At 72.5% G+C, this 13,381-nt stretch carries 10 protein-coding genes; 6 read left to right on the top strand and 4 right to left on the bottom strand.

The window, feature by feature from the left end; genetic code table 11:
• Positions 1-104 precede the first annotated feature (104 nt).
• The 3 genes from ABT023_RS11635 to ABT023_RS11625 all read right to left on the bottom strand — a co-directional run bounded on the left by ABT023_RS11635 (position 105) and on the right by ABT023_RS11625 (position 3,537).
• Positions 105-683: an LURP-one-related family protein gene (locus ABT023_RS11635; RefSeq protein ID WP_350884276.1), complete on the bottom strand. Its 579-nt coding sequence runs from the start codon at positions 681-683 to the stop codon at positions 105-107.
• A gap of 93 nt (positions 684-776) precedes the next feature.
• Positions 777-983, bottom strand: coding sequence for a hypothetical protein (locus ABT023_RS11630; protein ID WP_350884274.1), 207 nt, complete (start codon positions 981-983; stop codon positions 777-779).
• A 97-nt stretch (positions 984-1,080) separates the two neighbouring features.
• Positions 1,081-3,537, bottom strand: coding sequence for a DEAD/DEAH box helicase (locus ABT023_RS11625; RefSeq protein ID WP_502890645.1), 2,457 nt, complete (start codon positions 3,535-3,537; stop codon positions 1,081-1,083).
• Between the two features lie 132 nt (positions 3,538-3,669).
• Here ABT023_RS11625 and ABT023_RS11620 point away from each other — a divergent pair, with 132 nt between their 5' ends.
• The 6 genes from ABT023_RS11620 (at position 3,670) to topA (ending at position 11,927) form a co-directional block, all read left to right on the top strand.
• The gene (locus tag ABT023_RS11620; RefSeq protein WP_350884270.1) at positions 3,670-4,026 is read left to right on the top strand and encodes an STAS domain-containing protein; all 357 of its coding nucleotides are present in this window, start codon (positions 3,670-3,672) and stop codon (positions 4,024-4,026) included.
• Positions 4,026-4,460 (top strand): ATP-binding protein, encoded by a 435-nt coding sequence (locus ABT023_RS11615; protein WP_350884268.1) that lies wholly within the window; start codon positions 4,026-4,028, stop codon positions 4,458-4,460. Before ABT023_RS11620 ends, ABT023_RS11615 begins: the two co-directional genes overlap by 1 nt.
• 363 nt (positions 4,461-4,823) lie before the next feature.
• Positions 4,824-7,208, top strand: a complete 2,385-nt coding sequence (locus ABT023_RS11610; RefSeq protein WP_350884266.1) for a sodium-translocating pyrophosphatase — start codon at positions 4,824-4,826, stop codon at positions 7,206-7,208.
• A gap of 186 nt (positions 7,209-7,394) precedes the next feature.
• Positions 7,395-7,937 (top strand): hypothetical protein, encoded by a 543-nt coding sequence (locus tag ABT023_RS11605; protein WP_350884264.1) that lies wholly within the window; start codon positions 7,395-7,397, stop codon positions 7,935-7,937.
• On the top strand, positions 7,928-8,680 hold the full coding sequence (locus ABT023_RS11600) for a hypothetical protein (protein WP_350884262.1): 753 nt from the start codon (positions 7,928-7,930) through the stop codon (positions 8,678-8,680). The genes ABT023_RS11605 and ABT023_RS11600 overlap by 10 nt, the downstream gene beginning before the upstream one ends.
• Before the next feature lie 427 nt (positions 8,681-9,107).
• Complete coding sequence (topA, locus tag ABT023_RS11595) at positions 9,108-11,927, top strand: type I DNA topoisomerase (protein ID WP_350884260.1); 2,820 nt, start codon at positions 9,108-9,110, stop codon at positions 11,925-11,927.
• Positions 11,928-12,007: 80 nt separating this feature from the next.
• Here the strand turns inward: topA and ABT023_RS11590 are convergent, their stop codons facing one another.
• On the bottom strand, positions 12,008-13,327 hold the full coding sequence (locus ABT023_RS11590) for a D-arabinono-1,4-lactone oxidase (RefSeq protein ID WP_350884258.1): 1,320 nt from the start codon (positions 13,325-13,327) through the stop codon (positions 12,008-12,010).
• Between the last annotated feature and the right edge of the window lie 54 nt (positions 13,328-13,381).

The raw sequence follows: 13,381 nt of genomic DNA, 5'->3' as shown, positions 1-13,381 counted from the left end.
TCGGCAGCTGGACGCGCTGGGCGTTCGCCGTCACGGGGTTGATCGGCAGCCGGAGCAGCCGGGGCGCGTACCGCAATCGGCACGCGCCCCGGAGGCAGTGACGGTCAGCGGCCCTGGAGAGCGTCCAGGCCGATCGCCATGGCGATCACGAGCCGGCGGTCGACCTGGGGGTTCTGCACCTCGACGATGTACCGGTCGCGCAGGCCCCACTTCTTGACGACCGAGAAGACCGGCTGGCCGCCCGCGGTGAAGTCGAAGTGGTACGGCAGCCAGGACAGCGAGTCCACGAACCGGCGCAGCAGCGCCACCGGCATGCTCCGCTCCTGGCCGGTCACCTGGGGCAGCCCGGCCTGCTCGACGTGCCACGTCGAGCGGAGCAGCGACTGGGCGAAGTCCTTGCGGAACAGCCCGATCGGGTTGCCGGCGTGGTCGGTCACGTCGTACGTGGCGCCGAGGTCGAGCCGCTGGCGGGCCTTGAAGCCCAGCAGCGGGTACTGCTTGGTGTCGTCGGTGTAGATCGTCACCTGTTCCTTGAAGGCGAGCCGCTTCTGCTGCGCGAACGCGAGCATCTCGCCTTCCGACCCGTCGGGGGCGACGGCGTGGACCTGGTACTGGTTGACCATCATCCGGATCCGCTGCCGGATGTGGAACTGCCGCTGGTGCTGCAAGGCGTCGAGCTGCATCAAATCTCCTTCAGGACGTCGCCGGAGTGTCGCACAGCCCCCGATTCGGCATCCGACCCCGGCCGCGACGCGGGGGCCCGGGAGTTTCCGTCCTCAGCGTCCGCCGTCGATGGTGGCCTTGAGCGCCCAGGCGTTGAGCACCTGGTGGATGCCGCGCAGCCGCTCGTTGATCTGTTCCAGCCGTTCCGCCTGGGCCAGCGCGGCCAGCGCGCTGCCGAGGGCGATCTGCTGGTCGGGGGTGAGTTGGTCCTGGTCGATGGTGTAGAGCAGGTCGACGGTCTCGGCGATGGTGTCGGCCACGACTCCTCCTCCGGCGGGTAACACGTGCTCGGGCGGTGGTGGGGTACACGAGCGCATGGAAGCGCTCCCATGCATCAATGCCCCGCCGGGCCGTGATCTATTCCTGCGCTCCGGACGCCGCCACCCGATCGGGCTCCCCGCCCCCGGCCGGCTCGGCGTCGGGCGCGTCGGCTGGCCCGGGTTGCCGGGGCGGATGGTCGGCCGGCAGGTTGGCCAGCACCACGTCGAGGACCCGGACGGCGTCCGGCTTCGACAGCGGGTTGTTGCCGTTGCCGCACTTCGGGGACTGGACGCAGGACGGGCACCCCGCCTCGCAGCCGCACTCGGCGATCGCGTCGCGGGTGGCCCGGAGCCACTGCGCCGCCGTCCGGTACGCCCGCTCGGCGAACCCCGCCCCGCCCGGGTGGCCGTCGTACACGAAGACGGTGGGGGCCTCGGTGTCCGGGTGCAGCGCCGTGGAGAGCCCGCCGATGTCCCACCGGTCGCAGGTGGCCATCAGCGGCAGCAGCCCGATCCCGGCGTGCTCGGCGGCGTGCAGCGCCCCGGGGACGTCCGCCGGAGCGATCCCCGCCGAGGTCATCGACTCCGGGGACAGGGTGAACCAGACCGCGACGGTGCGCAGCTCCCGGGCCGGCAGGTCCAGGGGCCGGGTGTCGATCACCTCGCCGGAGGCGATCCGCCGCCGCTGGTACGACACCACCTGGCTGGTCACGTCGACCTCGCCGAGGAACAGCCCGACCGGGCCGGCGTCGACGTACGAGCGCACCGAAGCCACGGTCAGCGAGGTGACGTCCCGGGCGTGGGTGGACCAGTCCGGCTCCTCGGGGTGCACCAGCGCGCAGCCGTCGGCCAGGTCGAGCGCGTCGACCACGTACGAGACGCCCTGGTGCAGGTAGACCGCGCCGGGGTGGAGCAGGAAGTGCGACGAGCCGCCGTCCACGGTGCCGAGCAGGCGTCCGGTGGCCGCCTCCACCACGCACACCGGCGCCCCGCCCTCGCCGCGCAGGTCGACCTCGGGTCGCTCGCGGTGCCGCCAGTACCAGCCGGTCGGCCGCTGCCGCAGCGCCCCGGCCGCGACCAGGTCGTCCACCGCCTCCTTGGCGCCCTCACCGAAGAGTTCCAGATCGGCCGGGGTGAGCGGGGCCTCGGCCGCCGCGCAGGCGAGCTGCGGGCCGAGCACGTACGGGTTGGCCGGGTCGAGCACGGTCGCCTCGACCGGCCGCCCGAACAGGGCCTCCGGGTGGTGTACCAGGTAGGTGTCCAGCGGGTCGTCCCGGGCCACCAGCACCGCGAGGGCCTCGTCGCCGGAGCGCCCGGCCCGGCCGGCCTGCTGCCACAGCGACGCCCGGGTGCCCGGCCACCCGCAGATCAGCACGGCGTCCAGCCCGACCAGGTCGACACCCAGCTCCAGCGCGTTGGTCGAGGCGAGCCCGAGCAGATCGCCGTGCAGCAGCGCCCGTTCCAGTTCGCGCCGCTCCTCGCGCAGGTAGCCGGCCCGGTAGGCGGCCACCCGCTCACCCAGCCCGGGGACCGCCTCGTCCAGGGCGCGGCGGGCGTTGGCGGCCACGACCTCGGCGCCCTTGCGGGACCGGACGAAGGCGAGGGTACGTACCCCTGCGGCGACCGTGTCGGCGAGCAGGTCGGCGGTCTCCCGCAGCGCCGACCTGCGCACCGGCGCGAGGTCGGCGACGGTGGCATCGGCGTCGGCGGGCAGCAGCGGCGGCTCCCACAGGGCGAAGGTCACCCCGCCGCGCGGGGAGGCGTCCTCGGTGACGGCGGCCACCGGCAGGCCGGTGAGCCGCCCGGCCGCCGTCGCCGGGTCGCCCGACGTGGCCGAGGCCAGGATGAACACGGGGGTACGGCCGAAGCGGGCGCACTGTCGACGCAGCCGGCGCAGCACGTGCGCGACGTGCGAGCCGAACACCCCCCGGTAGGTGTGGCACTCGTCGACGATCACGTACGCCAGCCGGCGCAGGAAGCCGGACCAGCGGGCGTGCCCGGGGAGGATTCCGTGGTGCAGCATGTCGGGGTTGGTCAGCACGAACCGGGCGTGCCGGCGGATCCAGTCCCGCTCGGCGCGCGGGGTGTCCCCGTCGTAACAGGCGGGGCGTACCCCGTCGAGTTCCAGGCCGGCGACGGCGCGTAGCTGGTCGGCGGCGAGCGCCTTGGTCGGCGCCAGGTAGAGCACGGTGGCCCGGGGGTCGGCGAGCAGGGTGGCCAGCGCCGGGAGCTGGTACGCCAGGGACTTGCCGGACGCGGTCCCGGTGGCGACGACGACGCTGCTGCCCGCGTACGCCAGGTCGGCGGCCCGGGACTGGTGCCGCCAGGGCGCGACCACGCCGCGCCGGGCGAACGCCGCCCGCAGCTCCTCGGGCGTCCACTCGGGCCACGGCACCTGCTCCCCGGCCCGGGCCGGCACCCGTTCGACGTGGGTGACCGGGTCGGCGCCGGTACGTGCACGCAGCTGGCGCAGCAGCTCGGCCGGTGCGCCCACCGGCGGGCGGTCGGGCCCGCGGCCTGCGGATACGGTTGCTGCGGGGCTCACGTCCTGCACTCTCGCACAAGTGTTCGGAGTTGGCTGGCATGGGTGTGGGTAAGGGGGAACCTCCACCGGTGACGTCACGAACGCCGGCGGCGGGGATGGTTAGATGCCCAGGAGAGTTTACGACTCTTGCGAGGAGGACCGATGGAGCTGTCGCTGGCGACCCGTGCCGTGGGGGAGCACACGGTGCTCGAGGTGGGCGGTGAGGTGGACGTCTACACCGCGCCCCGGCTGCGGGAACGGCTCTTGGAGTTGATCGACGGTGGGGCCCGTCACGTCGTGGTCGACCTGGGCCGGGTCGACTTCCTCGACTCCACCGGCCTCGGCGTGCTGGTCGGCGCGCTCAAGCGGCTGCGTTCGGTCGGCGGCAGCTTCGCGCTGGTCTGCGACAAGGAGCCGCTGCTCAAGATCTTCCGGATCACCGCGCTGGACCAGGTGTTCCCGCTGTACCCGACGGTCGACGCGGCCATCGGGGCCGATCCGACCGGTGCCGGCGCCTGATGGCCACGGTCCGGCTCTCCTTCTCGCCGGCGCCGGTGCACGTCCGCACCGCCCGGCTGGTCGGCGTCGCGGTGGCCCGGCGGGCCGGCGTGCGTGAGTCCCTGCTCGACGAGGTGCGCCTGGCCATCGGCGAGGCGTGCACCCGGGCGGTGGCCCTGCACCGGCAGTACCACGTGCCCGACCCGGTGCTGGTGGAGATGTCCGACACCGGGTCGTACTCGGTGCGGGTGGTGGACCGGGCGCCGATCGAGGCGAGCATCGGCCTGACCGCGCTCGATGCCGACCAGCTCGCCAACGAGTCGCTGGACGAGGACGACCTGACCACCGGCGTGGGCTTCGCCCTGCTCGCCGGCTTCGTGGAGGACCTCCAGGTGCGCCCGGTCGACGAGGGCGTGGGCACCGAGGTCCGGATGGTCTGGCCGGTGGGCCACTGACTCCCGCTGACCCGTCGATCAACTTCGCTGGCTGACCCACCGCTCAACCAACTGATTCGCTGATCAGGCCGCCTCTCCCGACCGGGAGGGCGGCCCTTCCGTCGTTCCCGGGCCTTATATCAGATTTTTTCGCATAACACAGCGACGAAGATCATCCGAACACGGTGCCCAGTGATGTGACCTCCGGCACTACGGAGGGCTACAGTACGCGGGTTGTCAGCAAGTGATCCTTCCCGCAGCCAGCGGGTATGGGTGTTCATCGCTGGCCCGCTGGGGCGGGTCGGCGCGCTTGCGAGTCCGCATCCAGGCGTCGGTCTCTGCGTCTCCACGGCCGGCGCGAGCGTTCGGTACAGGAGGACACAGATGTCCGGGACCTTGGCCGCCGAGGGCGGCGCACTGTCCCTTACCGGAGCCAACCTGACGTACGTCGTCATCGCCGCGGTCATCGCGCTGGTGGCACTCGTCTTCGCCGCCGCCTTGACCAAGGCCGTGCTGGCAGCCGGTAAGGGCACCACCAACATGCAGGAGATCTCCGGGGCAGTACAGGAGGGGGCCTCGGCCTACCTGCTCCGGCAGTTCAGGACCCTCGCGATCTTCGTGGTGATCGCCGTGGTGCTGCTCTTCCTGCTGCCGGTGCACGACACCGATGGCAGCGAGATCGCGGTGAAGATCGGTCGGTCCGCCTTCTTCGTGGTGGGCGCCCTGTTCAGCGCGTTCATCGGCGGTGCAGGCATGTGGCTGGCCACCCGCGCGAACCTGCGGGTCGCCGCCGCTGCCCGGGAGGTGACCGGCGGCCGGGAGGGCGCCATGAAGATCGCCTTCCGTACCGGAGGCGTCGTCGGCTTCCTCACCGTCGGTCTCGGCCTGTTCGGCGCGGCGCTCGTTGTCCTGCTGTTCAAGGGCGACGCCCCGACCGTGCTGGAGGGCTTCGGCTTCGGCGCCGCCCTGCTGGCCATGTTCATGCGGGTCGGCGGCGGCATCTTCACCAAGGCCGCCGACGTCGGCGCCGACCTGGTCGGCAAGGTCGAGCAGGGCATCCCCGAGGACGACCCGCGCAACGCCGCCACCATCGCCGACAACGTGGGCGACAACGTCGGCGACTGCGCGGGCATGGCCGCCGACCTGTTCGAGTCGTACGCGGTCACGCTGGTCGCCGCGCTGATCCTCGGCCGGGCCGCGTTCGGCAACGACGGGCTGGTCCTCCCGCTGATCATCTCCACCATCGGCGTGCTGGTGGCGATCGTCGGCGTGTTCATCACCCGGCTGCGCGCCTCCGACCGCAACGGCCTCACCGCGATCAACCGGGCCTTCTACATCTCCGCCCTGGTCTCGGCGGTGCTGGTCGCGATCGCCTCCTACGCCTACCTGAAGCCGACCTGGGCCGACCTGCTCGGGCCCGAGTGGCGGGCCAGCCTCGGCGTCGACGGCGGGGACCCGCCCCTGGGCCCGCGCGGGGTGACCATCGCCGCGGTGGTCATCGGCATCGTGCTGGCCGCCGCGATCCAGGCGCTGACCGGCTACTTCACCGAGACCAACCGCCGCCCGGTGCAGGACATCGGCAAGAGTTCACAGACCGGCGCGGCCACCGTCATCCTCGCCGGCATCAGCATCGGCCTGGAGTCGGCGGTCTACTCGGCGCTGCTGATCGGCGCGGGCGTCTTCGGCGCGTTCCTGCTCGGCGGCAGCTCCATCACGCTGTCGCTGTTCGCCGTGGCGCTGGCCGGCACCGGCCTGCTCACCACCGTCGGCGTGATCGTCGCGATGGACACGTTCGGCCCGATCTCCGACAACGCCCAGGGCATCGCCGAGATGTCCGGCGACATCGACGAGAACGGCGCCCGGATCCTCACCGAGCTGGACGCGGTCGGCAACACCACCAAGGCGATCACCAAGGGCATCGCGATCGCCACGGCGGTCCTGGCCGCGACCGCGCTGTTCGGCTCGTACACCGACACGCTGCGCACGGCGTACGCCGACGCGGGCGTGGGCGACGTCGGCGCGGAGATCCTCAACTCGCTGAACGTGGCGAACCCGCGCAACCTGGTCGGCCTGATCATCGGCGCGGCGGTGGTCTTCCTCTTCTCCGGCCTGGCCATCAACGCGGTGTCCCGCTCGGCCGGCGCGGTCGTCATGGAGGTCCGCCGGCAGTTCCGCGAGCTGCCCGGGATCATGGACGGCACCCAGCGTCCCGAGTACGGCAAGGTCGTCGACATCTGCACCCGGGACGCGCAGCGCGAGCTGATGACCCCCGGCCTGCTCGCCATCCTCGCCCCCATCGCGGTCGGCTTCGGCCTCGGGCCGGGCGCGCTGGCGGCGTACCTGGCCGGGGCGATCGGTGCCGGCACCCTGATGGCAGTGTTCCTGTCCAACTCAGGCGGCGCCTGGGACAACGCCAAGAAGCTCGTCGAGGACGGCGCGTACGGCGGCAAGGGCTCCGACTCCCACGCCGCCACGGTCATCGGCGACACCGTCGGCGACCCGTTCAAGGACACCGCCGGCCCGGCGATCAACCCGCTGATCAAGGTGATGAACCTGGTCTCGCTGCTGATCGCGCCGGCCGTCGTGGCATGGAGCGTCGGCGACGAGCGCAACGTCGGCCTGCGGGTCGGCATCGCGGTGGTGGCCACGCTGATCATCGTCGCGTCGGTGGTGTTCAGCAAGCGCAAGGGCGTCGCGATGGGCGACACCGACGGCAGCGGCACCGGTGCCGGCAGCACCGACCAGCGGCCGGAGGCGGTCAACGTCTGAGCGGTGACACAGCGGGTTCCCGGCCGGTCCAACACCCGCGGCCGGGAACCCGCCCCGCCCAGCGAGCGGGCATCCGCGCCGTCAGCGAGATCAGCAGGCGGTCGGCTCCCGTCCGGGCCGGCCGGTGGTCGGGGTCCGGCAAACCGAGCGGTGGCACATCGGCGCGGAGGCCGTACGCTGCTTCGCATGCGCACGTGCCGGGCGGCGACCGCCGGAAAGCTCACGGTGGTCCTCGCCACGCTCGTCCTGACGCTGACCGCCTGCGGCGGCGGCCCAAGCCCCCGGGCCTGGGCGGCGTCGGTGTGCGAGGCGCTCACCCCGTGGCGCGCCGAGATCAACAAGCTGACCAGCAGCACCCAGCAGCAGATGACCGCGCAGACCACCCCGGCACAGGCGAAGGAGAACCTGGTGCGGCTCTTCGGCGGCGCGGAGCAGGCCAGCGAGACGGCCCGCCGCAAGGTCGACGAGGCCGGCGTCCCGGAGACCGACCGCGGCGAGGAGATCTCGCAGGGCTTCCAGGCGTCGCTGGCCAAGGTGCGCGACGCGTACGGCCGGGCCCGGGGCACCATCGGCGGCCTGGGCGCCGGCGATCCCACCGCCTTCTACGACGGCGTGCGCGCCGCCGTGGACACGCTCAACAAGGAGTACGACGCCGGCGCCCTGGACACCAGCCGGCTCGGCTCCGAGGAACTCAAAGAGGCCTTCGACGAGGTCCCGGAGTGCCGCTGACGTCCCCCGACCGACCACCCGACCCGGTCCGGCAGCTCTCCCTGTTCGGCGCCGAGGCGGCGGACCCGTCCGTCGCCGATCTGGCGGGCCTGCTCGCCGGTCCGGGGGAGATGGTCCGGATGGGTGGCACCGCGCGGCTGTCGATCGTGGTGGACGCCGCCTGGCGGGTGCACGTGCTCGTCGCCGAGCTGGCCCGGTGCGGGCTTGCCGCGACCTGGGAGGCGACCGCTGACCAGCAGCACCTGGTCCGCACCTCGTACGCCAGCACGCTGGCCCCGCTGGCCCTCGCCTGGCTACGCGACCCGCCGGCCCCTGCCCTTGCCACCCCCTCCCCGCCGGCCCTCGACCCGGCCGCCCCCTCCCCGCCGGCCCCCTCCCCGCCGGCCCTCGACCCGGCTGCCCTCGCCACGGCTGCCCGCGGCCCGGTTGTCGGCGGCGGTCCGGTGAAGCGGCCACCCGTCGGGTTCCACCTCAACGGCCGCCGGCTTCGGCTCTGGGTGGCCGCCGCCGGGAAGTCCGACCCGCCCGGATTCCTGCTCCGCCTCGGCGTGAACGACGAGGCGTGCCGGGAGCCCGTCGGCGCCGCCCTGGCCGCCGTCGGCCTGCCGGCGGCGCTGCTCGACGCGGAGGCGGGCGGGCCGGCGTACCGGATCACCGGCCGTCGCCGCCTGGCCCGCCTGGCCGACCTGATCGGTGATCCCCCCTCCACCGCCCCACCCCTTGCCTGGCCCCACCATCCCTGATCCCCACTCCCGGTGCGGCGGGCCTCGCAAAAGCGGCGAATCGGCCCTCAGCGGCCCACCGCAGGTCCTTGACCGGCGGCGGGGCGGGCACGTGAGGCGTGGTCGGTTGTCCGATGGGGGACAGTTCGGCCGTCGGTTTCCCGCGCGAACGGGCTGGTGAGTCATCGGCCGAGGGGGCGGCATCGTCACAGTGGCCCGCTCGGGACCCTACCCACGGTGTACGGTGGCGCCGTCCGGCAAGACCGTCAGCGGTGTCCAGGAAATCAGCGGTGTCCAGGAAACAAGTGGGCGGTTGGCCGCCCGCGAAACCCGAGACGTGGGCGGCGCGTTACGTTGGACATCCGGACCGCCGGCGGTTCCGGCGGACCGAGGGTGGTCCGCGCCTCGGACCCGGCCGGCCACGAGCAGGAGTGAGGTCGCAGGAGACGTGCCGAGCAACGCCAGGACCACCCGTCTGGTCATCGTCGAGTCACCGGCGAAGGCCAAGACGATCTCGGGCTACCTCGGCCCGGGGTACGTCGTGGAGGCCAGCTTCGGTCACGTCCGCGACCTGCCCCGCAACGCCGCCGACGTGCCGGCCAAGTACAAGGGCGAGCCGTGGGCCCGCCTCGGCGTCGACGTCGACAACGGCTTCCACGCCCTCTACGTGGTCTCGCCCGACCGCAAGCAGCAGATCAGCAAGCTGGTGAAGCTGGCCAAGGAGGTCGACGAGATCTTCCTGGCCACGGACGAGGACCGCGAGGGCGAGGCGATCGCCTGGCACCTGGTGGAGACCCTCAAGCCCAAGGTGCCGGTCAAGCGGATGGTGTTCCACGAGATCACCAAGCCGGCGATCCAGGCCGCCGTGGCCAACCCGCGCGAGATCGACCGGGACCTGGTCGACGCCCAGGAGGCCAGGCGCATCCTCGACCGCCTGTACGGCTACGAGGTCTCCCCGGTGCTGTGGAAGAAGGTCATGCCGAAGCTCTCGGCGGGCCGGGTGCAGTCCGTGGCGACCCGGATCGTGGTCGAGCGGGAGCGGCAGCGGATGGCGTTCCGCACCGCCGAGTACTGGGACATCCTGGCCACCCTGGCCGTGGCGAAGCCGGGCGAGGGGCCGCGCACCTTCAACGCCACCCTGGTGGCGCTGAACGGCGACCGGATCGCGACCGGCAAGGACTTCGAGCCGACCACCGGCCGGGTGCGGCCCGGGGCGGGCGTGGTGCACCTCGACTCCGGCGGCGCACGTGGGCTCGCAGCCCGCCTCCAGGGGCGGCCGTTCACGGTCACCCGGGTCGAGGAGAAGCCCTACCGCCGCCGCCCGTACGCGCCGTTCATCACCTCCACCCTCCAGCAGGAGGCGGCCCGCAAGCTGCGGCTCTCGTCCCAGCAGACGATGCGCACCGCGCAGCGGCTCTACGAGAACGGCTACATCACCTACATGCGTACCGACTCGGTGAACCTGTCGGAGACCGCCATCACGGCGGCCCGCCGGCAGATCGTCGAGCTGTACGGCGAGCGCAGCGTGCCGCCGGAGCCGCGCCGCTACACCGGCAAGGTGAAGAACGCCCAGGAGGCGCACGAGGCGATCCGCCCGGCGGGGGACAACTTCCGCACCCCGGGCGAGGTGGCCAAGGAGCTGTCGGGCGAGGAGTTCAAGCTCTACGAGCTGATCTGGCGGCGCACCATCGCCTCGCAGATGACCGACGCGGTCGGCTCCAGCGTCTCGGTGCGCATCCGGGCGGTGTCCTCCGCGCAGGAGGAGGCCGACTTCGGCGCGACCGGCAAGACCATCACCGACCCGGGCTTCCTGCGGGCGTACGTCGAGTCGTCCGACGACGAGACCGCCGAGGCCGAGGACGCCGAGCGCCGGCTGCCGAACCTGGTCAAGGACCAGCCGCTGACCGCCGACCAGCTGGCCGCGCAGGGGCACCACACCCAGCCGCCGTCGCGCTACACCGAGGCGTCGCTGGTCAAGGCCCTGGAAGAGCTGGGCATCGGCCGCCCGTCCACGTACGCGTCGATCATGCAGACGATTCAGGACCGCGGGTACGTGATCAAGCGCGGCCAGGCGCTCATCCCGACCTTCGTGGCGTTCGCGGTGATCGGCCTGCTGGAGCGGCACTACCCGCGGCTGGTCGACTACGACTTCACCGCCAGCATGGAGAACGAGCTGGACGAGATCGCCGGCGGCGAGCACGCGGCCGTCGACTTCCTCACCGGGTTCTACTTCGGCAGCCCCAACGGCACCGGCGACCAGGCCATCGCCCACGCGGGCGGGCTGAAGAAGCTGGTGACGGAGAATCTCAGCGAGATCGACGCGCGCAGCGTCAACTCGATCCCGCTCTTCACCGACGAGGAGGGGCGCGAGGTCGTCGTCCGGGTCGGGCGCTACGGGCCGTACCTCCAGCGGGAACTGCCCGGCGGCGAGCCGGCGGCGCAGGCGGAGGGCGAGGAGGGCGGCGGCGGCCAGGGTGACCGGGCGCCGATCCCCGAGGGGCTGGCCCCGGACGAGCTGACCCCGGAGAAGGTGCAGGAGCTGTTCCTCGGCGGAGGCGGCGAGCGCAAACTCGGCGACGACCCGACCACCGGGGAGCCGATCCTGCTCAGGTCCGGCCGGTACGGCCCGTACGTGGCCAGCGGCGAGCGCAAGTCGTCCCTGCTGCGTTCGCAGTCGCCGGACTCGCTGACCCTCGCCGAGGCGTTGAAGCTGCTCAGCCTGCCCCGGCTGGTCGGGACGGCCCCGGACGGCGTCGAGGTGTTCGCCAACAACGGGCGCTACGGCCCGTACGTCAAGCAGGGTGACGAGTTCCGCTCGCTGGACTCGGAAGACAGGATGTTCACGGTCACGCTGGACGAGGCGCTGGCCCTGCTGGCCGCCCCGAAGACCCGCCAGCGCCGGGCCGCCGCGCCCCCGCTGCGGGAGATGGGCGTCGACCCGCTGACCGAGAAGCCGATGGTCATCAAGGACGGCCGGTTCGGCCCGTACGTGACGGACGGCGAGTTCAACGCGTCCCTGCGGCGCGGGCAGACCCCGGAGGCGCTGAGCATCGAGGAAGCCTCCGAGATGCTGGCCGAGAAGCGCGCGAAGGGCCCGGCGCCGAAGAAGACCCCGGCGAAGAAGGCCCCCGCGAAGAAGGCCACGGCAGCCAAGAAGGCCACGGCCGCGAAGTCCACGGCCGCGAAGTCCACCGCCAGCAGGTCGACGGCCAAGAAGACCCCGGCGAAGAAGACCCCCCCGAAGAAGGCCACCACCCCCACCGACTGACGCTCTTGTGCCCAGATCTGGGAAGGAAACGGCCCTTCCGGGGGCCGTTTCCTTCCAAGATCTCAACGTTGTGCACAGGGTCAGGCGCCGAAGAGGGTGTCCAGGTGGGGGGTCCTGAAGATGCCCGCCGGGTCCAGGCGGGCGCGGACGGCCTGGAAGTCGGCGAACCTCGGGTACGCCGGGGCCAGCGACGCCGCGTCGCGCCAGTGCAGCTTGCCCCAGTGCGGACGGCCGCCCAGCCCGGCGGCGACCTGCTCGAAGGCCCGGAAGTACGGCTCGTACGGCATCCCGACGTACTGGTGGACGGCGATGTACGCCGACTCGCGCCCGTACCCGTGCGACAGCCAGATGTCGTCCGGGGCGGTGAACCGGACCTCGACCGGGAAGAGCACCTTGAACGGGAGCCCGTCTACGATCCGGCGCAGCGCGTCCAGCGCCTCGGGCAGGGCGGCGCGCGGCAGGCCGTACTCCATCTCCACGAAGCGGACCCGGCGCGGGGTGCAGAAGACCGCGTCGGAGCGGCCGGTGTAGGTGCGCTCGGTGAGTGCCCGGGCGGAGACCGCGCTGATCGTCGGCACCAGTGTGGGCACGGCCCGGCCGAGCCGGCACGCGCCGGCGAAGATCGTGTTGGCCAGGAAGTCGTCGTCCAGCCAGCCGCGCCAGCCGGGCAGCGGCCGGTCGTCGGCCGGCGTCCGGTCGTTGACCTTGACCTGCACCCGGTCGGTGTACGGGAACCAGTAGAACTCGACGTGGTCGTGGGCGGAGATCAGGGCCGGCAGGTCGGACAGCACCTCGGCGAGCGGGGCGGGCCGCTCGTGGGCGCGCAGGGTGAAGGCGTCCACGCAGCGTAGGGTCACCTCGGTCAGCACCCCGAGCGCGCCGAGGGAGACCCGGGCGGCGGCGAACACGTCCGGGTGCTGCTCGGCGGAGCAGTGCAGCACCTCGCCGGTGCCGGTGACCAGGGTGAGCGCCTCGACGAAGGTCGACAGGCAGCCGTATGCGGCCCCGGTGCCGTGGGTGCCGGTGGAGATCGCCCCGGCGATGGTCTGCGCGTCGATGTCGCCGAGGTTGGGCATGGCCAGCCCGTTGGCGGTGAGCAGGGTGTTGAGTCGGTGCAGCGGCATCCCGGCCGGTACCGTGACCAGGAGTCGATCCCGGTCGATCAGTATTTCGGTGTCCAGTTCGGTCAGTTCCATCCGGCGGCCGGTGGTGCGGGCGACGGGGGTGAAGGAGTGGCCGCTGCCGACCGCCCGGATCCGTTCGCCGGCCGTTCCGGCTGCCCGGACGGCCTCGGCGACGTCGGCGACCGTGCGAGGGCGGAGGATGGCGGTGGCGGTGCTGCGCTGGTTGCCGGCCCAGTTGGTCCAGGCGGCGCTGCTGAGCGGTGCGGTGCGGGCCATGCGCGCTCCTCGACGTGAATATGAACTGTCTTCATATCAGGAACGTTGTGCCTG

This window comes from Micromonospora sp. NPDC002296 (assembly GCF_040296145.1).
Taxonomy (GTDB): domain Bacteria; phylum Actinomycetota; class Actinomycetes; order Mycobacteriales; family Micromonosporaceae; genus Micromonospora.
The sequence above is the reverse complement of the archived record's forward strand: the minus strand, read 5'-3'. Positions and strand labels throughout refer to the sequence as shown.

Excerpts from the sequence above, each read along its gene's own strand:
- ABT023_RS11635 (WP_350884276.1), bottom strand. The coding sequence starts at position 683 with ATGCAGCTCGACGCCTTGCAGCACCAGCGGCAGTTCCACATCCGGCAG.
- ABT023_RS11620 (WP_350884270.1), top strand. The coding sequence starts at position 3,670 with ATGGAGCTGTCGCTGGCGACCCGTGCCGTGGGGGAGCACACGGTGCTC.
- ABT023_RS11615 (WP_350884268.1), top strand. The coding sequence starts at position 4,026 with ATGGCCACGGTCCGGCTCTCCTTCTCGCCGGCGCCGGTGCACGTCCGC.
- ABT023_RS11610 (WP_350884266.1), top strand. The coding sequence starts at position 4,824 with ATGTCCGGGACCTTGGCCGCCGAGGGCGGCGCACTGTCCCTTACCGGA.
- ABT023_RS11605 (WP_350884264.1), top strand. The coding sequence starts at position 7,395 with ATGCGCACGTGCCGGGCGGCGACCGCCGGAAAGCTCACGGTGGTCCTC.
- ABT023_RS11590 (WP_350884258.1), bottom strand. The coding sequence starts at position 13,327 with ATGGCCCGCACCGCACCGCTCAGCAGCGCCGCCTGGACCAACTGGGCC.